Genomic DNA, 20,646 nt, shown 5'->3' with positions numbered 1-20,646 from the left:
ATACGGAACAGGGTAAGCCTGTATCGTTCCCTATGGGAAAGCCCTTGTGGCCGATAGCGATGCGGGTAAAGGAGGTCGGAGAAAGCGAAGGCTGCATTGTAACGATGCAGATACAGACCCGTGTCTGGTCACGAAAGTGAGCCCACTTCCGACTGGTCTTTCGTTGCGAGAAAGTTTGAAGAACTTTATTTAAGGAGAAACGCAAATGATGATTTCTAAAGAGATTAGTGCCTCTCCTGACAGTGCTCAATGGCAGTCTATCGACTGGAAACCTATTGAATCGCATGTATTAAAGCTTCAGATGCGTATCGCAAAGGCAACTAGAGAAGGTAAACACGGTAAAGCGAAAGCCTTGCAGTGGATACTAACTCATTCTCGCTCAGCCAAGCTTCTTGCGGTAAGGCGAGTATCTCAAAATAAAGGTAGTAAAACGCCTGGAATAGATGGTGTCATCTGGAACACAGATGCACGCCGCATAAAAGCAGTTAATCAATTGAGTCGAAAGGCGTACAAAGCCCAACCGCTCAAGCGTATCTACATCCCTAAAAAGAACGGCAAGCTCAGACCATTAGGCATTCCATGCATGATAGACAGAGCGCAACAAGCCCTCCATCTTCTTGCATTAGAGCCTATATCGGAAACGTTTGCTGACCCTAACAGTTATGGATTTAGGCCAAATCGCAGTACTGCCGATGCAGTTGGGCAGTGTTTCAAATGTTTGGCATTAAAGAAATCAGCTAAATGGGTACTTGAAGGGGATATTAAAGCTTGTTTCGACAAGATCGGCCATCAATGGCTTCTTGATAACATCGCTATTGATAAGAGAATGTTGGAACAATGGCTAAAATCTGGCTTTATGGACAAAGGTCTGTTTTATCGCACCGATGAGGGAACACCACAAGGTGGGATAATATCACCAACCTTGATGCTAATGACTCTTGCTGGACTTGAGCAGCATATTAAGTCTACGGCCCTCAAAAAGGGTAGTAGAGCCAATTTCATTGGATACGCCGACGATTTCGTCGTCACCTGCACTTCAAAGGAAGTGTTGGAGAACGATATTAAACCGTTGATCGCTGACTTTTTAGCGGAAAGAGGATTAACATTATCCGAAGAGAAAACGCACATTACACACATCGATAACGGCTTTAACTTTCTAGGATTCAACCATAGGAAGTACAAAGGGAAATTGCTCATTAAACCGAGTAAATCTAACACATTGCTGTTCTTGAGTAATCTGCGCGAACTCATCAAAAAGCATGCAACAACCTCTGTAAACGATCTTATCAAACTGATAAATCCGAAATTAAGGGGTTGGGCTAATTATTATCGCCATTGCGTGGCTAAACAGGTATTCGGATATGTTGGTCATAAGCTATTTCTAGCATTATGGCACTGGGCAGTGAGGCGTCATCCGACAAAATCCAAAACTTGGGTGGCCCTTAAATACTTCGTCAATCGAAAAGGCCAATGGCATTTTCATGGTTGGCAGAAGGTCATGGATATGGATTGCCAGTTCAATCTCTTCCAAATAGCCAAAGTACCGATCGAGAGGCATGTAAAAATCCGAAGTGCAGCGACACCATATGACCCTCAACACCAAGAATACTTGGCTAAGAGAAAGTCAAAAAGGCAAGCTCGCAACTCTTGGAAGGAGCCTATTCTCACTGCTTTATAAGTTGCTGGGTATCAAACGATGCCTTCGTGAGGGCTTGAGCCTAGTGCAGTGAAAGTTGCACGCTGGGTTCTTAGGGGGACGGCACTTGGTAACAAGTGTCGTCTACCCGACCAAAATCGTTCAGAGCTACTACTCTACACATATGGGGTGCGTGCGTTTGCCCTACTAAAACTAATTCGATGGAGTTGATAATTGTTCATTCTCATCATTAGGAGGCATCTTGCAGTCTAACTTCCCTTCATGTGGTATAACTTATTGATAGTCATATGAGCTAATTATATAAAAAAGGTTGCACTAATGAAGGATGAAAGACGGCTAAGTTTGGTCTAATAAGCGTTAGGTGTCCGTTCATGTTCAACATAACCCATTTGATGTAAACTTCTGTATCATCATAAAAAATAGCGTCGACGGGATTTTTATGGACTACGAAGAGTACGAGTTGTTAGTTGAACAACAAAGGGTTAAGAACAATCAATTGCTAGATAAATTTGAATCACATTTAAAAGGTGAAAAACTGTCCAAGAAAACGGTGTCTAAGCACCTTAATAATCTTGATTTCTATGTGAACCACTACCTTTTGTATGAAGAAATTATTGAGCCTCAAAATGGTGGTGTCGAGGAAATTGGATATTTCTTTGAGGGTTGGTTTCCTCGAAAAGCAATGTGGTCGAGTCCAGAATCAGTAAAGGCAACAATTACAGTTCTTAAAAAGTTTTACAAATACCTTTTATCTCAAGAACTTGTTTCTCCCTTTCAATACTCGGAACTACTTGAAATTATAAAAGAAAATAAAGATGAGTGGGTGAGTTATTATCAACCTATGGAGGCTGGGTGGTAACACCTATCGCGCTTTTGTACAAAGGCTTCACAAACATAAATTTTTACCCTTGGCATTTTACCCTTGGCGCTTTCTAGCTAGAAAGTGCCCCATTATCAGTCAGAGTAAATACTCATTCACATACTGTTAATGTATGTTTACCCTATCAAAAGTAATGTGTGGCAAAACGCAAGATGTGACCCTATTGCCTTCCTTTTACTTTAATAACCTTAAAAAATAGTTATCTGAATCATGACTACATACTATTAGGGCGTGTTGATCTTTCGAGCTGATTCTTGCAGCAAACACAGCCCGTAGGGTTCGGCTAAAAGCGTTTTATTCTTTGTTGAGGAAGATTTGCTTATAATGACTAGGCTACTTACCCCTCGCCGCGATTAAAACGCTTTTATCTCGAAAAAAATTAACCGCAAAAGGTCAACATGCCCTAGTCATTTAGCGATTAGTTGATGAGATTTTTCAATAATGCATTGATTATATTGACAAAGCTAGCAATCAATGACCTTGGCAGAGATTATTGGGATGAAAACTTTGAAAACGTACTGCATAACGTGCCGACACATCATAACGTCCTGATAAATGCTGAGTGGCTAAATATTGACGTTGTTCTTCACTATAAAAGTGCTGTGTTGCCTCTAGTTCAATGGCATCTCCATCCCCAGCACAAATGAAATAGTCGTCGTCCATATCTTGAAACGCTATTGGGTTTTCATCTACCAATCCATATCTATCAGTCATCTTTCTCGACCTCCAAATATCCTTAAATGTACCTCGCTCAAAGCTTTTTAAATTTCGCCATTGTACGAACATATAAGTGTCTTGCGAGGGAATCGATGGTATGTCATTCATTGCCTCGTTCGGGCTTTTACAAGTATCAAAAAAACCACATCATTGCCCGCAACTCTAAATGGCAATCTATCTTCATCTTGTATATAAGAATCCACATTCCTCTTGAACCAAGAATCATTCTCTGGGCTGAGATAAAAAGCAGGACGATTTAGGTAAGAACCCAAATTGTCAGTTTTACTTGCGTCAACAATTTCATAAACAGGATTATCATGAAGTGCGTCATAGCTAACACTATAATCGAACTCAATTTTAAACAAAAAATCTTCCATCTCAGGTTTAGTAAGAGAGGTGAAAGCTGTATTGACCGACGCTTTGATTTTCTCAATGGATTTGGGGTGAGTGAGGTAAATAGGAATGAGTCCGTGTCCTGAAAAGTCTAATTTACTCGGTGCTATCATGGTGTTGGGAGGCGGAACGCTGCCTATCCCTGTAAAGTTAAGTCCATTAATCACAAGGTCTGAGGCCGATAAAATATAATCACTGTCCGCGCTAAGGGTTGGGGAAGCGGGAGCGATGTGAACGACGCGAATGTTATCGGCACTGTAACCGTATTGAGATGTCACATGCTTGTATGATTCGTTTACCCATAAGTTCCCTTGTGAATGCGCGATGTAAATGAGCTTTTTTCCTTTCCACGTAAGAGAGTCATTTAAAAGATGATGCTGCATTCTAGTTTGGCTGGTTTCGGGGGCATCAATAAGTGAGGCTAGTTCTTTTAAATATGTCGTGATGGTTGCATTGATGGTTTGGTTTGTGAAGTCGAGAACAAACCCAGCAAACCAAGCAAAAGTGGCGCTGAATTTTTGGATGATAGAGCTGTTTTGCCGACCGCTCACAATGTCCCAAAAGGCCTCCCACCGGTCGAATTGTTTCTGCTCTAACTCGTAAGTTCTTTGGTCAAAGGTTTCAGCAAAATCAGCCAGTACGTTAAGCCCACTTCCTTCAATATAAGAATCGTTGTAGAAAAGCTGGTATTCGACAGACTCACCGTTGTATTGGTTGATATCTATAGTGGATTCTAATTCATCTCGACCGTCGTTGGCTTCGTCTATCGTTGTTGCGACCCCGTTAAAGAAACCTATGGTATAGCCTTCGATTTTACAGGAATTTGCATTGGCGTTAACGGAAAGTAAGGCACTAGCCATAAGTATTATTGCTTGTTTATTCACAATATTTGGCCTCTGCATTCAGGGATGCACTTATCGCGCCGTCTTGTAAATGGCTATAAGCAAGGTAGGCCATGGTGCGTGCTTTGGTGTTGTAGGTGAGAGCTCTAATGGTTTTTCCTGTATTTGTTCTATCTCTGACTGGAATGCCAACAAACTTCTTACAGGCGATAACTTTGTTATATCTATTACCCATCGCCATTGCCTTGTCGATATTGGCTTTAGTCTTTTTCGAGAAGTCGTGGTACAGGTTTTCTTGTGAGTAGCGAGCGTTTTGTTTTAAGGCTTTTCGGACTGGCTCGGTCACTTCTAACGCATCGATAAACGCCTCAATGTCATCGCGGATACCATCATTGTTTGCATCAGTACCAGTGAGAGAGTCGCTGCGGTCAAGCATGGATTCAAAACGCTCATATAGAAGCCTAAGTTGATCATCAATGGTCGGCTGTGCCTTTAATTCTGCACTTAGTTCCGGTGTTTTCTCTATGTGAGAGATGACACTCGGTTGTTCCACTACAGCAGCGTTTGGCTCATTCGATTCTTTACATCCTACAATTAACATCACCGATAAAGTGCAAACTAACCCATTTTTCATTTTTGTTTCCCTCAGTATTTCAAATAGATACCAAAGAATACGGATAAATTAACTCACTGAATAATAAAGAATTTTAATGACAGCATAAGGAGTGGTGATAGGCAGAATGAATCGTAAGCGAGCATGAACCAAGAACAAGAATTGCAAGTACTTATCGAGCAGTTTTAATCAGGTTTATTGCCATAATGGCCTGTTCCATCAACAGTGGATACAAAGTTAAATGACTTTCCATACTTTTAGTTATTCATGTTTCGCTAATGTTCTATTTTCTTAAACGCATTTTTGTCCAAAAACTTTTCAGGTTGATTTTTTACTCGTGGCACTTTCTAGTTCGAAAATGTCCTTTCCTTGCTAAGGGTAATCCTGAACAGTCTTATCCCAAGAGATTTGTAAGCGGAGAAGAACCATGACGCTTAACAATTTTGGATTAAGTATTACGGCAATACATATACTCTTGTTCTTGTTCTTGTTCTCGTTCCTCTAACTTTTTGGTATGTTACAGGTTGTACATTGGTAGACATCGCTTTTAGCGTTATGAAAGGTCAATAATGAAACGTATGGGTGGCTTTACGCTGTTTGAATTGGTTATTGTAACTGTCCTCATGGGGGTTTTAGCGATAAGCCTAGCACCTCGATTCATGAATGTGCAAGACGATGCCAGAAGTGCAACATATTCAAACCTTAAAGGGGCATTTCAATCAGCCGTCTCGCTATTTCATGCTAAGTGGTTAGTTGACGGCGAACCAAATCCAGACATTTCTAAAAATCGTGAGGGTGACTGGGGATACACTATCTATAATCTCCACTATAATAAATTTGGTTATCCTAGAATCATTAAATCATTACAAGGCTGTAAAGTAATTTTAGAAAATTTATTGCCAGATTCTGGGTTCACTGCTGAAGACTACGATGATCCAGCTCCTGTAGGAGCTGGATTAGGAAATAAATGCATATATGTATTTAAGAGGGCTCCGTTCGATTTGAGTTACTCAGAAGAAAATGGCGAAGTAACCCTCACTAAACGTATTTTTTGAATAATTTCATTCGATCATTGAGAAACAGTAAGTGTGGGCCACAGTCTATAGAGAGAAATTTAGGAGTTGTCGCAAGCTCTGCACCATCCGCAGAGTACCAATAGGCGTGATACTTACTGTGCCTCATGACTATCAAATTCTCGGCTTATAATCTGGTTTAATTTTTTACTGAAGTTGCCTCTGTTGACACCCAAAATTCTTGCCGCTTTTGATTGGTTGCCACGTGTGTGCGTTATCAACTCGGAAAATAATACATCAAGTACCGTTGGTGTTACCCAAGACATATCAGGTGACGCTGATTTACTATCAAACCACGTCGGCGCTAATTCTTCTCGGATAAGCTTTTGGATTTGGTTCTTATTGATAGGAGATAGATGGTCATTCATATTTGTTAGATTAGGCACTGGCAAGATTAGCATTGGTTGTTGAGTAAACCGAGTTTAACGTAAATCTTCTTGGCCTGCACTTTACCCTAGCTTCCTATCAGTGCGGTCTTTGCTTCAGGCTCACTGCTGAAAACATAATTTGCCATACCTGTGATTATTCGTAGTTTGCTAATTTAGCAAAAAGCGCTGACAAATAGATGTCCAAAAGCGAGCTATAGATCATAGAAATACTGTTGCTAGTGTGACTTTGCATGCATATAGTTTACTTGCTTACTTGGAATAACATCACGTCACCCACACTTTGCCCACTTTTTCGCTCCTGATAGTGGGCTTTTTTTTCACTTTGCCATACCTTTGTTATTCATGATTTTCTAATGTTCGATTTGCCGATTGATAGTGGTTAGTTGACAACTTGGTTAGATGATCGCATTACCGATGATGGTCATGAATCACAGATTTGTATCAAATTCATCAAACCCATTGGTATTAATTATTATTGTGGCTCGTTAATTGCTATGTCTTACTAAAAAAACATAGAAGCGGCAAAGAGATACCATGACACTGATAAGAAAATTCTTGGGAATTCAAACAAAAGAAGAAAAGCAGCTAGCTTTGAAGGCGAGATTGGAGTTTGCAATGAGCCAGACTGTAGTAAGGTGAGATGGTTGATGTGTCCCTGTACTGAACAGTCACGCCCGAAGCAACGAGATTTTGAAGAGGTAGTGTGTTGAAGCGATTGGAGGACTGTTTGAGGGGCTATATATGGTTTATCAATTCCGTCGCCAGCTCTGCGGTAGCATTTCCATCATTTCAATAGCTATTACGATAAGGGCGTCATAGAACAAAGCACCGAATCGGCGTATCATTCCTGCTGGTGGCAATGTGTTGGTAGATGTCATGGTGTTATTACTTCTTCAAAAATTTAGGCGTCAGAATATAGTTTAAGGCTGAGCGTGAAAAGAGACATGACGCACAGCTTATGACTTAGTGGCGAAATTATCGGCAAACACACATGAATTCAAGTTTTTATACTTGCCACATCAGTTCGCATACGTATAATGCCAGACATCGAAAGGGCAATGCCCTAAGATAATGCCGGTATGGTGAAATTGGTATACACGACGGATTCAAAATCCGTTGCCTTCGGGCGTGGCGGTTCAAGTCCGCCTACCGGTACCATATTTAAATGACAAAGCCTCGACTCAAGTCGGGGCTTTGTTGTATCTGGAGAGCAGAAAACGTTGCCTTCGCTGTGGCGGTAGGAATACTTCATTAATCAGTCAGATCTTTATGTTTCCTCCCTAAATCTCACCGTTTCCTTTCGTAATTCAAATTCCTAGTGAATTAATCATCTTAAATCAGAATGTTACCTATCATTCTGTCTTCTATTGTCTATGTTTAAAGGAATAGCAGAGGAGAGAGACATGCTGACAGTAACCCCTTATTTGTTTTTTGATGGCCGTTGTAATGAAGCGTTGGATTTTTACCATAAGTGTTTTGGCGGTGTGGTTTTATCGAAACAACTTTTTAGTGATGCGCCACAAGTAATAGAGGGAGCTCAACCTGATTGGATTATGCATGCTGAGTTCGAAGCGTTCGGTATGAAGCTCATGATGTCTGATGGTGTTAAAGCCAAGGAACTCGAAGGTAACAATCTGGCACTCTCGCTTGTTACCGAAGATAGCGCGACTCAGGAACACATCTTTGAAAAGCTTAAGCAAGGCGGGCGTATAATGACACCGCTAGCGGATACGTTTTGGGGCGCCCGGTTTGGCAAAGTCGAAGACAAGTTCGGTATACGTTGGATGGTGAATTGTGATTCTTTAAGTTGAACCTGTGAAATTGGATAGTGAAATTACGGCTTGGTTTTATTAGAATTATAAATAGAGATAAATAATCAATATCATATATAAAAATGGGCAGCATAAAGATTACCGTAGATCGCATTCAGCCCGGTCTACATATACGACTCCCAGTAAAATGGAATGAACACCCATTTCTACTCAACAGCTTTAAAATCAAAGATGATGCTCAAGTAAAGGTCATTCGACATCTTGGGATTAAGCACGTCTATATAAACCCGAACCAAAGTGATAGATCACCTTTACCCGCTAACCATGTGAGTGAACAAGATCTTGATACTGATTTACAGGTAAGTCTTGATGCGGAAATAATGTGGAAAGATAAGCATGAGCGTATCGAAACTCTAAGTTCTTACCGTCGTAGGGTGAGTCATTGCGAGAAAGAATTCGAACGTTCGCTTGCCCGAATGCGTTCAGTGATGACTAAAATCCGTAATCGCCCATTAGATGCGGTAGGGGAGGTTAAGGCTCTTGTTGATGACATTGTCGAAACGCTAGTGAGTGACGATAACGTAACCTTGCATCTCATGAATGCAAAAGCTGACTTTGAAGACCTCTATTTTCATACATTAAATGTCTCTGTTGTTGCGCTAATGATAGGTAAAGCCAAAGGCTACAGTACGCAAAAGTTGAAAGATCTTTCATTGGCCGCATTGTTCCACGATATAGGCAAAATCAAAATACCAGTTGCGATATTAAGAAAGCAGAGCGCACTGACGCCACCAGAGGAGAATTACCTAAAGCTTCACACCAAATATGGTGCAGATATTGTCTCAGGAATTGATAACTTTCCTGACCGTGCTAAAAAGGTGATTGCTCAACATCATGAGATGAATGATGGTTCTGGTTATCCTGAAGGCTTAAAAGAGCAAGACATAGATGAGTTTGCCAAGATAGTTGCAGTAGCTAATGCATTTGATAACCTTTGCCATGGTAAAGCGCAATCCCAACAAAAGATTCCTTACTTAGCACTCTCTCATTTATATAAGAACTGTAAACACCTATATAGCAAGGACAACTTGAGCTTGTTAGTTAAGTTTATGGGAGTGTACCCACCCGGTACTGTCGTGCATCTTTCAAATGAATCGATTGGAATCGTGATTTCGGTTAATGCCAAACACATGCTTTACCCGAATGTACTGATCTATGATCCTAGCGTTCCAAGAACCCAAGCCCCGATCATTGACCTCTTTACTAAAGAGATAAAAATTGTCAATGCGGTTAATCCAAGCAAGTTACCGGAACAAGTTAGAGAATATCTAAACCCAAGGGCTCGTTTATCTTACTTTTTTGATAATGGCGAGTAGTTATCCACAGGGTGTTGTGGGTAATCTGTTCGAAACTTGGGTTGAAAGTAGTATAAATAAGCCCTTGGTGGAATTGTCTTCACTTAACCTCTTTTTTCAATAAAAAACGTATTTAATGCTTGCCAATATGAGCGGCATCTCTATAATGCCGCATCACTGACACGGCAGACGCCACAAGGCTTCAGCGCAGAATGTTGGTAAGGCAACTAGCTTAAAGCGTTTAATCGCTCCTACTTTTAAAAAGTAGAAATTAATTCCCAATAAGTGTTTGACACTGAGAATTAAAACGCTAGAATGACCGTCCACTTCGAGAGGCTCCTTACTTAAAAGGAACGCTCAACAAGTGAAGCTCTTTAACAATTTAAACCTATCAATCTGTGTGGGCACTCGTTGATGAATATCAAAACGTTATTGGTTCTTTTTCGAAAGAGCGTAATAGCAGTTACTTCGGTAACACAATGATTTCAATGAGCTGAGTGACCTGAGCTAGAAATAGTTCGAATGCTTTTTGGTTTTGCTTTTTATTAAAAAGTGAAAACAACTAGCGGCACAGTCAATTCATTACCATTCTGTTCCTATTTATTTAAGAAGAGAGAGGTAATAGCTTTAAAATTACACTCTTTATTTATAAAGAATAGTTTTGAAGTCAGTATTCGTTGAGTCACACCTATTAATTTAGGTAATCAAAACTTTAAATTGAAGAGTTTGATCATGGCTCAGATTGAACGCTGGCGGCAGGCCTAACACATGCAAGTCGAGCGGAAACGACAACATTGACTCTTCGGAGGATTTGTTGGGCGTCGAGCGGCGGACGGGTGAGTAATGCCTAGGAAATTGCCTTGATGTGGGGGATAACCATTGGAAACGATGGCTAATACCGCATAATACCTACGGGCCAAAGAGGGGGATCTTCGGACCTCTCGCGTCAAGATATGCCTAGGTGGGATTAGCTAGTTGGTGAGGTAATGGCTCACCAAGGCGACGATCCCTAGCTGGTCTGAGAGGATGATCAGCCACACTGGAACTGAGACACGGTCCAGACTCCTACGGGAGGCAGCAGTGGGGAATATTGCACAATGGGCGAAAGCCTGATGCAGCCATGCCGCGTGTATGAAGAAGGCCTTCGGGTTGTAAAGTACTTTCAGTTGTGAGGAAGGGGGTAACGTTAATAGCGTTACCTCTTGACGTTAGCAACAGAAGAAGCTCCGGCTAACTCCGTGCCAGCAGCCGCGGTAATACGGAGGGTGCGAGCGTTAATCGGAATTACTGGGCGTAAAGCGCATGCAGGTGGTTCATTAAGTCAGATGTGAAAGCCCGGGGCTCAACCTCGGAACTGCATTTGAAACTGGTGAACTAGAGTGCTGTAGAGGGGGGTAGAATTTCAGGTGTAGCGGTGAAATGCGTAGAGATCTGAAGGAATACCAGTGGCGAAGGCGGCCCCCTGGACAGACATTGACACTCAGATGCGAAAGCGTGGGGAGCAAACAGGATTAGATACCCTGGTAGTCCACGCTGTAAACGATGTCTACTTGGAGGTTGTGGCCTTGAGCCGTGGCTTTCGGAGCTAACGCGTTAAGTAGACCGCCTGGGGAGTACGGTCGCAAGATTAAAACTCAAATGAATTGACGGGGGCCCGCACAAGCGGTGGAGCATGTGGTTTAATTCGATGCAACGCGAAGAACCTTACCTACTCTTGACATCCAGAGAAGCCAGCGGAGACGCAGGTGTGCCTTCGGGAGCTCTGAGACAGGTGCTGCATGGCTGTCGTCAGCTCGTGTTGTGAAATGTTGGGTTAAGTCCCGCAACGAGCGCAACCCTTATCCTTGTTTGCCAGCACGTAATGGTGGGAACTCCAGGGAGACTGCCGGTGATAAACCGGAGGAAGGTGGGGACGACGTCAAGTCATCATGGCCCTTACGAGTAGGGCTACACACGTGCTACAATGGCGCATACAGAGGGCAGCAAGCTAGCGATAGTGAGCGAATCCCAAAAAGTGCGTCGTAGTCCGGATTGGAGTCTGCAACTCGACTCCATGAAGTCGGAATCGCTAGTAATCGTGAATCAGAATGTCACGGTGAATACGTTCCCGGGCCTTGTACACACCGCCCGTCACACCATGGGAGTGGGCTGCAAAAGAAGTGGGTAGTTTAACCTTTCGAGGAGGACGCTCACCACTTTGTGGTTCATGACTGGGGTGAAGTCGTAACAAGGTAGCCCTAGGGGAACCTGGGGCTGGATCACCTCCTTATACGAAGATAGTCACGATGAGTGTCCACACAGATTGATGGTTTAGATTTAGTTAAAGCCAGAGCTTTAATTAATAACGTAAGTTATTGATTAAAGCTTTTTGCTTTATGCTCTTTAACAATTTGGAAAGCTGACTGATTGATTACTTACGAGTAATTCAATCAAATTTAAAAGTTCTCAATGTTTATCTGCTCTTATTTATTAAGAACGGTATAAACACAACAAACACATTCAAGTGTCTTGTATTCGAATGATCAGAAATGATTGTTCATTTTTTGATTCTACTTTTTATTAAAAAGTGGAAACAAAAAGTAAATTGAGTCCGGCAAACAGTCATCAGGAATTAACCCTTCTTAATGACAACCAAAAACCTTGGTTAGTTGCCATACACTAAGACCCTTTCGGGTTGTATGGTTAAGTGACTAAGCGTACACGGTGGATGCCTTGGCAGTCAGAGGCGATGAAAGACGTAATAACTTGCGATAAGCCCAGATTAGGTAGTAATAACCTTTTGAGTCTGGGATTTCTGAATGGGGAAACCCACGTGCATAAGCACGTATCCTGTTGTGAATACATAGCAACAGGAGGCAAACCGGGGGAACTGAAACATCTAAGTACCCCGAGGAAGAGAAATCAACCGAGATTCCGAAAGTAGCGGCGAGCGAAATTGGATTAGCCCTTAAGCTTTTAATGATGCAGGTGAAGCCTCTGGAAAGTGGCGCAATAAAGGGTGATAGCCCCGTAACCGACACATCATAATCAGTGAAATCGAGTAGGGCGGGACACGTGATATCCTGTCTGAATATGGGGGGACCATCCTCCAAGGCTAAATACTACTGACTGACCGATAGTGAACCAGTACCGTGAGGGAAAGGCGAAAAGAACCCCTGTGAGGGGAGTGAAATAGAACCTGAAACCGTGTACGTACAAGCAGTAGGAGCACCTTTGTGGTGTGACTGCGTACCTTTTGTATAATGGGTCAGCGACTTAATTTTAGTAGCAAGGTTAACCGTTTAGGGGAGCCGTAGGGAAACCGAGTCTTAACTGGGCGTACAGTTGCTAGGATTAGACCCGAAACCAGGTGATCTAGCCATGGGCAGGTTGAAGGTTGAGTAACATCAACTGGAGGACCGAACCGACTAATGTTGAAAAATTAGCGGATGACTTGTGGCTAGGGGTGAAAGGCCAATCAAACCTGGAGATAGCTGGTTCTCCCCGAAAGCTATTTAGGTAGCGCCTCGGACGAATACTACTGGGGGTAGAGCACTGTTAAGGCTAGGGGGTCATCCCGACTTACCAACCCTTTGCAAACTCCGAATACCAGTAAGTACTATCCGGGAGACACACGGCGGGTGCTAACGTCCGTCGTGGAGAGGGAAACAACCCAGACCGCCAGCTAAGGTCCCAAAGTATAGCTAAGTGGGAAACGATGTGGGAAGGCTCAGACAGCCAGGATGTTGGCTTAGAAGCAGCCATCATTTAAAGAAAGCGTAATAGCTCACTGGTCGAGTCGGCCTGCGCGGAAGATGTAACGGGGCTAAGCTATACACCGAAGCTGCGGCTACGTACCTTAGGGTATGTGGGGTAGGGGAGCGTTCTGTAAGCCGTTGAAGGTGGTCTGTAAGGGCTGCTGGAGGTATCAGAAGTGCGAATGCTGACATGAGTAACGATAAAGGGAGTGAAAAACTCCCTCGCCGGAAGACCAAGGGTTCCTGTCCAACGTTAATCGGGGCAGGGTAAGTCGACTCCTAAGGCGAGGCCGAAAGGGGTAGTCGATGGGAAACGGGTTAATATTCCCGTACTTCTTACAATTGCGATGGGGGGACGGAGAAGGCTAGGTGGGCCTGGCGACGGTTGTCCAGGTTCAAGTATGTAGGCGGAAAGTTTAGGTAAATCCGGACTTTCTTAACGCTGAGATACGATGTCGAGCTACTACGGTAGTGAAGTCATTGATGCCATGCTTCCAGGAAAAGCCTCTAAGCTTCAGATTGTAAGGAATCGTACCCCAAACCGACACAGGTGGTCGGGTAGAGAATACCAAGGCGCTTGAGAGAACTCGGGTGAAGGAACTAGGCAAAATGGTACCGTAACTTCGGGAGAAGGTACGCTCTTATCAGTGAAGTCCCTTGCGGATGGAGCAGACGAGAGTCGCAGATACCAGGTGGCTGCAACTGTTTATTAAAAACACAGCACTGTGCAAAATCGTAAGATGACGTATACGGTGTGACGCCTGCCCGGTGCCGGAAGGTTAATTGATGGGGTTAGACTTCGGTCGAAGCTCTTGATCGAAGCCCCGGTAAACGGCGGCCGTAACTATAACGGTCCTAAGGTAGCGAAATTCCTTGTCGGGTAAGTTCCGACCTGCACGAATGGCGTAATGATGGCCACGCTGTCTCCACCCGAGACTCAGTGAAATTGAAATCGCTGTGAAGATGCAGTGTACCCGCGGCTAGACGGAAAGACCCCGTGAACCTTTACTACAGCTTGGCACTGAACATTGAACCTACATGTGTAGGATAGGTGGGAGACTATGAAATTGCGTCGCTAGATGTGATGGAGTCGTCCTTGAAATACCACCCTTGTAGTTTTGATGTTCTAACGTTGGCCCCTGAATCGGGGTTACGGACAGTGCCTGGTGGGTAGTTTGACTGGGGCGGTCTCCTCCCAAAGAGTAACGGAGGAGCACGAAGGTGGGCTAAACACGGTTGGACATCGTGTGGTTAGTGCAATGGCATAAGCCCGCTTGACTGCGAGAATGACAATTCGAGCAGGTGCGAAAGCAGGTCATAGTGATCCGGTGGTTCTGAATGGAAGGGCCATCGCTCAACGGATAAAAGGTACTCCGGGGATAACAGGCTGATACCGCCCAAGAGTTCATATCGACGGCGGTGTTTGGCACCTCGATGTCGGCTCATCACATCCTGGGGCTGAAGTCGGTCCCAAGGGTATGGCTGTTCGCCATTTAAAGTGGTACGCGAGCTGGGTTTAGAACGTCGTGAGACAGTTCGGTCCCTATCTGCCGTGGGCGTTGGAAAATTGAAAGGGGCTGCTCCTAGTACGAGAGGACCGGAGTGGACGAACCTCTGGTGTTCGGGTTGTCATGCCAATGGCATTGCCCGGTAGCTAAGTTCGGAATCGATAACCGCTGAAAGCATCTAAGCGGGAAGCGAGCCTTGAGATGAGTTTTCCCTGGCACTATAAGTGTCCTAAAGGGTTGTCGTAGACTACGACGTTGATAGGCAGGGTGTGTAAGTGCTGCGAGGCATTGAGCTAACCTGTACTAATTGCCCGTGAGGCTTAACCATACAACACCCAAGGGGTTTTGTGGACTCAAAGACAGACCTTGAATGCGTTTGAAGAGATACAACTTTTATTGCTCTATTGAATAGAGAACAGCTTTCCAGATTATTTTGCCTTCAGTTTTTAAAAACTGAAAGTAAAGCAAAATTTGCTTGGCGACCATAGCATTGTGGACCCACCTGATTCCATGCCGAACTCAGAAGTGAAACACAATAGCGCCGATGGTAGTGTGGGGTTTCCCCATGTGAGAGTAGGACATCGCCAGGCTCCAAATTTAGTTTCACTTTTTAAAAGTGAAGACAAAATCTTTCAGAATCGTTTTTAAGCGATTTCTGAATTGCTGATATAGCTCAGCCCGGTAGAGCGCACCCTTGGTAAGGGTGAGGTCCCCAGTTCGAGTCTGGGTATCAGCACCACTATTTAGTTGATTTGATTCATCAAGTTAACAACAGAATTTGTTTGACGACCATAGCATTGTGGACCCACCTGATTCCATGCCGAACTCAGAAGTGAAACACAATAGCGCCGATGGTAGTGTGGGGTTTCCCCATGTGAGAGTAGGACATCGTCAGGCTTAAATTGCATTATGCTGAATAGACACTGCGGAGTGGTAGTTCAGTTGGTTAGAATACCGGCCTGTCACGCCGGGGGTCGCGGGTTCGAGTCCCGTCCACTCCGCCACTTATTAGAAAGCCTAGTCTCACGACTAGGCTTTCGTCGTTTCTGGCATCATATATTGATCTTCAACCAACTTAGTCCTATAGATGTTTACCTATCGACCGGGAGCTCTGCTCATTGGTCTATCGTGTCAATTTTTACCATTTCAGTCCTTCTCAGAACACCTAGCCTTTCCCATTTCTTAGATGAAATTTTGTGATTCGACGTACAAACTCAATAGGTTGCGATGCCACATAGCTCGATCTTTATTGGTATTCTCCCCCTTGGTAAACAAAGTCGGGCGACTAGCCTATGCAGTTACCCTAGCGGCCTGCCGCTATATGAAATAGAGGGATAGTCTAATTCTGTTTGGTTTGTGCAGCCATGACTTCGTTTAGGCTATGAGTATTGTTAATCCAGCATTGGGCATATGCTAGTCTACTATCCCTTAATATGAGATTCTTTATCTCGCCGTGCTTAAGAAACCTCTTTAGAGAGTAGAGTGCTAGACTGCTTGCTATCACTTTACGCCTCTTAGCATGCGTCAAGAGCGTTTATTTAATAGACTTAAAGGTTACCAACTCAAACTGTATTATTTAAGTGACTAGCCATGTATTAGGCTGATGCTAATGATGTGATTAGCTTAGGTTTGAAATTACAAAGTGCGATTAACTGCGTATTTCGGCTGATGTGACCCCTAGTTTCGTTTTTAATCGACCACCTTTTTAAGCCTCTCTTTTCTCTTCCTTAGTTTTACTCCAAGTGGTCGATTTAAGCCAGTTTTCTCATTGATTCCCCTCGTAACTCGATTCTATGACTTTGATGAACCAACCTATCTAAGATCGCATCAGCGATCGTCGAGTTGTCGATCATCTCGTGCCATTCTTTTACAGGTAGTTGGCTGATAATGATCGTACTGCACTCTTGGTATCTATCTTCTAGCACTTCGAGAAGATTACTTGCATGCTCTTGGCTGAGTTTTTCCATTCCCCAGTCATCGATAACCAACAGTTTTTTCTTAGACAAGCTCAGTAGTAGCTTTTGATAGCTGCCATCAAGGCGGCTACTACTCAGGTCATCAAGTAAACGATTTAGGCGATAATAACGACTTGGGCAGTGTTGCTCACACGCCTGCTCGGCGAGCGCACAAGCAACATAGGTTTTACCTGCACCTGTTGCACCTGTAATCAGGACATTCTGTCGCTTTTGTAAATAAGTGCCTGATAATAACTCTCCCATCATTGCTCTTTTTAAGCCTCGTTCTGGGCGGTAGTCCAGTTGATTACCGCTAGCGCTTAGGCGCAGCTTGGCTTGCCGTTTAAGTCGTTGGATTTTGGTTTGATCTCGGTTCACTATCTCATGATCAAGGATGAGTCCTAACCTTTCTTCAAAGCCAAGTTCAGCATAGGTCGCGGGGTGTATTCTTTGCTGTTCCAGTGCATCAGAAGCATGACTTAGGCGTAGTGATTTTAACTGTTGGATTATTGCGTCCATATTGTTTCTCCTAGTGGTAGTAGTTGGAACCACGAACATTAGTGTGTTTAAGGTTTGGTGTATCAGTGGAAGGCTGAGAGAGAGTGCCTTCACGATGGTTCTTCAATAAGTTTTTGACGAAGCCAAGGTATGGCTTCTCTGTCACTAAGGCATCTCGGCAAGCTTGTTCTAACCGTGCGTCTGAGTGCTTTTTGGCAAGACTTAGTAACCCAAAGCAACTTCTAAAGGCCAATGCTTCATGCTCTGGGCGTTTGAGCAACATCTGAGTCAGTTCACCTGTGGCTGGCCCAATAGATTTTCCCCAACGGATAAAACGCTCGGGTGTCCATGATTGGTATTGATGGTTGCTTGGCATATGCTCGTAAACGGTAGAGAGACCATATTCTTTTTGGCTTGTGCAGTGGTGAGCAACAATGCTCCCTTTGTGGTAGATACGTATTATTTGATGCGTTGCTTCAAGCTCAACTTGTTGCCCAACAAGTTGGTGCGGCACAGAGTAGAAGTGCTTTTTATATTGAATGTGATAATCAGGGGAGACGGTTGCTCGTTTAGTTTCGATATACACATATGGTTGCGATGGCAGTGGTTTTAACGCTGGACGGTCAACTTTGTTGAACAAGTCATGTCGATTGACACCAAGCTGCTTCATCTCTCGTTGGTTTAAGTCATGCATCAGCTTTCGGATAGCCAGGTTCAGCTCAGCCATTGTATAGAACACTTGGTGGCGAAGGCGCATCATTATCCAGCGCTCTACGATGAGAACTGCGTTCTCAGCTTTGGCTTTATCTTTAGGCTTGTAGGGCCTGGCTGGCATCACAGCAACGCCGTAATGTTGTGCCAGTTTTCGGTAGCTCTCATTGAGGATAGGGCTATGACGGTCTGCTTTCGTTATAGCAGATTTCAGATTATCAGGTACAAGTAGATTCGGAGCACCACCAAAGTGATTAAAGGTATTCACATGAGCCATGAGGAAGTGTTCAAGCCCTTGGCTCTCACTCGCCTCGACATAGGTGTAATTTGACGCCCCTAAAGTGGCGACAAATACCTGAGCATGTCTGCATTCTCCTGTATCTGGATTCACAACAGGGATCGTTGGGCCACAGTAGTCAATGAAGAGCTTGTCACCAGCATGGTGAAGTTGGCGCATACTGCGTTTTTGTGTCTTTAGCCAACGTCTATACAGTTCGCAGAACTGTGTATAGCCATAGGCTTTGTCTTGATGCTGATGACAATACTCTTCCCAAAGCAAAGCTTTAGTCATCCCTTTACGCTTCAATTCTAAGTAGCAGAGAGTGAAATCAGGCATCACTTTATGCTGAGAAGATGAGCGACCATCAAACAAAGCTTGGGTGACTTGATTTTCATGATGAGTCTCTTCCAGTGGCCACGTGAGGCCACTGGATTTAAATCGGGATAGATGCTGGGATACAGTGGAATGAGCAATATTGAGGCAAGCGGCGATCTGTCGATTAGAAAGATTGCACTCGTATCGGAGGCGTAATATTTCCTTAATTTTATTCATTGGCATTCTCTTTTTCGGCATGATTTATCCTTAGTGCTCTCAACATGAAAGACTCAGGTTAAACCTATTGATTTAAAAGAGAAAAGAGGTTTATTTCGGTAAATCGACCATCGATTTCGGAAACACACCGAAAAGTGGATGATTAAAACCGAAATGAGTGGTCGGTTAAAAACGGATTTGGTGGTCGATTAAAACCGAAATAGGCGGTCGGATAGCTCCGAAATATGCAATTAACCAAATAAATATAAGATCCCTGGTGATCTTGCTTAGAGAGGTCATCGATACTTTCCTTAGTTGCGTTAAAGATTCTCTTTGACTGAATCGTATTTATTTACCCGATATCAGTTATCGAAATTCCATGAGTTACTTGATTACCAAATATCTTTGTATATAAGTTAGTTTAGTGCCTACTAGCTCAAGCTATGTTTTGGTTAATGTGACTAATATAAAGCTACATAAGGTTATCTTTGTTAATTGGTAAGCCTCAAACTTTTGTAGCCATGAACTGATAGTTTTGGGATTACTTTGATAAATCGGTTAAGTCCCAAAGCATTAAAGGTAACTCGATGAAATTAAGCTTTAACTTTGAAGATGCGAGCCAGATCTTTGTAGGATCTTTTGCTTTAGCTGTCCCGATTTCTTTTTCTGAAGAGGCGTGGAAGTTAGGGGAGACTTTACCTACCGCTAACTTACTGTTGCTATTTCTGCTGTCTGCTGTTTTCCTTGGCTTTTATACGTATGAGAGTGTCTTTCAAAAAGACGTTGTTGCTCGGTTACCGGTGTTTATTTTCAGAATAGTGATTGCTTATGTGATGACTGCAATGGTCGTTGCTTTGGTGCTGACTTGTTTAGATAAACTGCCTTTACTGAGTGATCCTATTGTATCGATCAAAAGGGTTATTGTTATTTCAATGCCAGCATCGATGGGAGCGATTGTGGTAGATAGTTTTGATAAAGAGTGAATTACCATAGCATTTGAATTGAAGTAGCTAACAGAACCTCTAGATAGCTTATTCGATTAGTCCGATAGCTTTCTTATCCTTATACTTATGGTTTGAATTGTTCTGGAGAACGCTTCATAGATAACGTTATAAGTAAGTTCGTGACACAGATGTTCAGTTTGAGGTTTCAAGGATTCAAAGGAAGCTAAAGAGTAAGATCTGATAACTGTAAAAGAGCGCTATATTGGCTAGGTTTGAATGATAGGAGGTAATAGGAAGTGTAGGATAAAGTAGGATCTTCAGATGCAAAAAAGCCGCATCAATGATGCGGCTTTTTTTAATTGGCTCCCCTTGCAAGACTTGAACTTGCGACATACGGATTAACAGTCCGCCGTTCTACCAACTGAACTAAAGGGGAATTGATTGTTTAGTCTCTAATCAAGAGAATGGTGCCGACTACCGGAATCGAACTGGTGACCTACTGATTACAAGTCAGTTGCTCTACCTACTGAGCTAAGTCGGCATCATGAATCAAAAAGCTTATGCTTGATGATTAACTTGGCTCCCCTTGCAAGACTTGAACTTGCGACATACGGATTAACAGTCCGCCGTTCTACCAACTGAACTAAAGGGGAATTATTCTTAAAGCTTTAAAGAAATGGTGCCGACTACCGGAGTCGAACTGGTGACCTACTGATTACAAGTCAGTTGCTCTACCTACTGAGCTAAGTCGGCACATAATATTTTTTTGTGCTTTACTGTCGTTGTCTAGG

Annotated in this window: 10 protein-coding genes, 7 tRNA genes, 4 rRNA genes and 2 pseudogenes; 13 read left to right on the top strand and 10 right to left on the bottom strand. The window is 43.3% G+C overall.

The features are described 5' to 3' along the window. Positions 1–205: 205 nt before the first annotated feature. Both ltrA and ACMAZD_RS15270 read left to right on the top strand, forming a co-directional pair. Positions 206–1,678 carry a group II intron reverse transcriptase/maturase gene (ltrA, locus tag ACMAZD_RS15275; RefSeq protein WP_435247824.1) on the top strand — a complete coding sequence of 491 codons (1,473 nt, stop codon included), beginning with the start codon at positions 206–208 and terminating at the stop codon, positions 1,676–1,678. Positions 1,679–2,096: 418 nt separating this feature from the next. After that, positions 2,097–2,516: a hypothetical protein gene (locus ACMAZD_RS15270; protein ID WP_435247823.1), complete on the top strand. Its 420-nt coding sequence runs from the start codon at positions 2,097–2,099 to the stop codon at positions 2,514–2,516. 492 nt (positions 2,517–3,008) lie between these two features. Here the strand turns inward: ACMAZD_RS15270 and ACMAZD_RS15265 are convergent. Both ACMAZD_RS15265 and ACMAZD_RS15260 read right to left on the bottom strand, forming a co-directional pair. Next, positions 3,009–4,507 (bottom strand): annotated as a pseudogene (locus tag ACMAZD_RS15265) (hypothetical protein). A 16-nt stretch (positions 4,508–4,523) separates the two neighbouring features. Further along, positions 4,524–5,123 (bottom strand): chromosome partitioning protein ParA, encoded by a 600-nt coding sequence (locus ACMAZD_RS15260; protein ID WP_435247362.1) that lies wholly within the window; start codon positions 5,121–5,123, stop codon positions 4,524–4,526. Between the two features lie 548 nt (positions 5,124–5,671). Between ACMAZD_RS15260 and ACMAZD_RS15255 the strand changes: the two genes are divergently transcribed. Continuing rightward, entirely contained in the window at positions 5,672–6,157 is a 486-nt protein-coding gene (locus tag ACMAZD_RS15255; RefSeq protein ID WP_435247822.1) for a type II secretion system protein, read from the top strand. A gap of 113 nt (positions 6,158–6,270) precedes the next feature. Here ACMAZD_RS15255 and ACMAZD_RS15250 read toward each other — a convergent pair whose 3' ends face one another. Both ACMAZD_RS15250 and ACMAZD_RS15245 read right to left on the bottom strand, forming a co-directional pair. Beyond that, positions 6,271–6,543 (bottom strand): helix-turn-helix domain-containing protein, encoded by a 273-nt coding sequence (locus ACMAZD_RS15250; RefSeq protein WP_435247821.1) that lies wholly within the window; start codon positions 6,541–6,543, stop codon positions 6,271–6,273. Positions 6,544–7,346: 803 nt separating this feature from the next. Further along, positions 7,347–7,442 (bottom strand): annotated as a pseudogene (locus tag ACMAZD_RS15245) (RDD family protein); the annotation flags it as partial. Positions 7,443–7,637: 195 nt separating this feature from the next. Here ACMAZD_RS15245 and ACMAZD_RS15240 point away from each other — a divergent pair. The 9 genes from ACMAZD_RS15240 (at position 7,638) to ACMAZD_RS15200 (ending at position 15,940) form a co-directional block, all read left to right on the top strand. Further along, positions 7,638–7,722, top strand: a tRNA-Leu gene (locus ACMAZD_RS15240). 245 nt (positions 7,723–7,967) lie between these two features. Then, positions 7,968–8,375 carry a VOC family protein gene (locus ACMAZD_RS15235; protein ID WP_435247820.1) on the top strand — a complete coding sequence of 136 codons (408 nt, stop codon included), beginning with the start codon at positions 7,968–7,970 and terminating at the stop codon, positions 8,373–8,375. Between the two features lie 83 nt (positions 8,376–8,458). Then, positions 8,459–9,712 carry an HD-GYP domain-containing protein gene (locus ACMAZD_RS15230; protein WP_435247819.1) on the top strand — a complete coding sequence of 418 codons (1,254 nt, stop codon included), beginning with the start codon at positions 8,459–8,461 and terminating at the stop codon, positions 9,710–9,712. 693 nt (positions 9,713–10,405) lie between these two features. Continuing rightward, positions 10,406–11,960 (top strand): 16S ribosomal RNA (locus ACMAZD_RS15225). Positions 11,961–12,371: 411 nt separating this feature from the next. After that, positions 12,372–15,264 (top strand): 23S ribosomal RNA (locus ACMAZD_RS15220). 146 nt (positions 15,265–15,410) lie between these two features. Beyond that, positions 15,411–15,526 (top strand): 5S ribosomal RNA (gene rrf, locus ACMAZD_RS15215). Positions 15,527–15,598: 72 nt separating this feature from the next. Then, positions 15,599–15,675: transfer RNA gene (locus ACMAZD_RS15210), tRNA-Thr, on the top strand. 42 nt (positions 15,676–15,717) lie between these two features. Continuing rightward, positions 15,718–15,833: ribosomal RNA gene (rrf, locus tag ACMAZD_RS15205) — 5S ribosomal RNA — on the top strand. Together the 16S, 23S and 5S rRNA genes with 2 tRNA genes alongside form the textbook arrangement of a ribosomal RNA operon. Positions 15,834–15,863: 30 nt before the next feature. Then, positions 15,864–15,940: transfer RNA gene (locus ACMAZD_RS15200), tRNA-Asp, on the top strand. Positions 15,941–16,687: 747 nt separating this feature from the next. On the opposite strand, the gene istB is transcribed toward ACMAZD_RS15200, so the two are convergent. Together istB and istA are read right to left on the bottom strand one after the other, a co-directional pair. After that, positions 16,688–17,410: an IS21-like element helper ATPase IstB gene (istB, locus tag ACMAZD_RS15195; RefSeq protein WP_286291966.1), complete on the bottom strand. Its 723-nt coding sequence runs from the start codon at positions 17,408–17,410 to the stop codon at positions 16,688–16,690. 10 nt (positions 17,411–17,420) lie between these two features. Further along, on the bottom strand, positions 17,421–18,953 hold the full coding sequence (gene istA / locus ACMAZD_RS15190) for an IS21 family transposase (protein WP_435247818.1): 1,533 nt from the start codon (positions 18,951–18,953) through the stop codon (positions 17,421–17,423). A gap of 545 nt (positions 18,954–19,498) precedes the next feature. On the opposite strand from istA, the gene ACMAZD_RS15185 reads away from it, so the two are divergent. Continuing rightward, positions 19,499–19,894, top strand: a complete 396-nt coding sequence (locus ACMAZD_RS15185; protein WP_076654782.1) for a DUF2391 family protein — start codon at positions 19,499–19,501, stop codon at positions 19,892–19,894. A 321-nt stretch (positions 19,895–20,215) separates the two neighbouring features. Here the strand turns inward: ACMAZD_RS15185 and ACMAZD_RS15180 are convergent. From ACMAZD_RS15180 to ACMAZD_RS15165, 4 genes are all read right to left on the bottom strand, one after another. Beyond that, a tRNA-Asn gene (locus ACMAZD_RS15180) sits at positions 20,216–20,291 on the bottom strand. Between the two features lie 29 nt (positions 20,292–20,320). Further along, positions 20,321–20,396 (bottom strand) — tRNA-Thr (locus ACMAZD_RS15175). A 36-nt stretch (positions 20,397–20,432) separates the two neighbouring features. Further along, positions 20,433–20,508, bottom strand: a tRNA-Asn gene (locus ACMAZD_RS15170). Between the two features lie 24 nt (positions 20,509–20,532). Then, positions 20,533–20,608, bottom strand: a tRNA-Thr gene (locus tag ACMAZD_RS15165). Between the last annotated feature and the right edge of the window lie 38 nt (positions 20,609–20,646).

Source organism: Vibrio sp. nBUS_14 (assembly GCF_051201655.1).
In the GTDB taxonomy this organism is placed as follows: Bacteria; Pseudomonadota; Gammaproteobacteria; order Enterobacterales; family Vibrionaceae; genus Vibrio.
Note: the sequence above shows the minus strand (reverse complement) of the source record. Positions and strands in the feature narration are given on the sequence as shown.

Excerpts from the sequence above, each read along its gene's own strand:
- istB (WP_286291966.1), bottom strand. The coding sequence starts at position 17,410 with ATGGACGCAATAATCCAACAGTTAAAATCACTACGCCTAAGTCATGCT.
- ACMAZD_RS15270 (WP_435247823.1), top strand. The coding sequence starts at position 2,097 with ATGGACTACGAAGAGTACGAGTTGTTAGTTGAACAACAAAGGGTTAAG.
- ACMAZD_RS15255 (WP_435247822.1), top strand. The coding sequence starts at position 5,672 with ATGAAACGTATGGGTGGCTTTACGCTGTTTGAATTGGTTATTGTAACT.
- ACMAZD_RS15235 (WP_435247820.1), top strand. The coding sequence starts at position 7,968 with ATGCTGACAGTAACCCCTTATTTGTTTTTTGATGGCCGTTGTAATGAA.
- ACMAZD_RS15185 (WP_076654782.1), top strand. The coding sequence starts at position 19,499 with ATGAAATTAAGCTTTAACTTTGAAGATGCGAGCCAGATCTTTGTAGGA.
- ACMAZD_RS15260 (WP_435247362.1), bottom strand. The coding sequence starts at position 5,123 with ATGAAAAATGGGTTAGTTTGCACTTTATCGGTGATGTTAATTGTAGGA.
- istA (WP_435247818.1), bottom strand. The coding sequence starts at position 18,953 with ATGCCGAAAAAGAGAATGCCAATGAATAAAATTAAGGAAATATTACGC.
- ACMAZD_RS15230 (WP_435247819.1), top strand. The coding sequence starts at position 8,459 with ATGGGCAGCATAAAGATTACCGTAGATCGCATTCAGCCCGGTCTACAT.
- ltrA (WP_435247824.1), top strand. The coding sequence starts at position 206 with ATGATGATTTCTAAAGAGATTAGTGCCTCTCCTGACAGTGCTCAATGG.
- ACMAZD_RS15250 (WP_435247821.1), bottom strand. The coding sequence starts at position 6,543 with ATGAATGACCATCTATCTCCTATCAATAAGAACCAAATCCAAAAGCTT.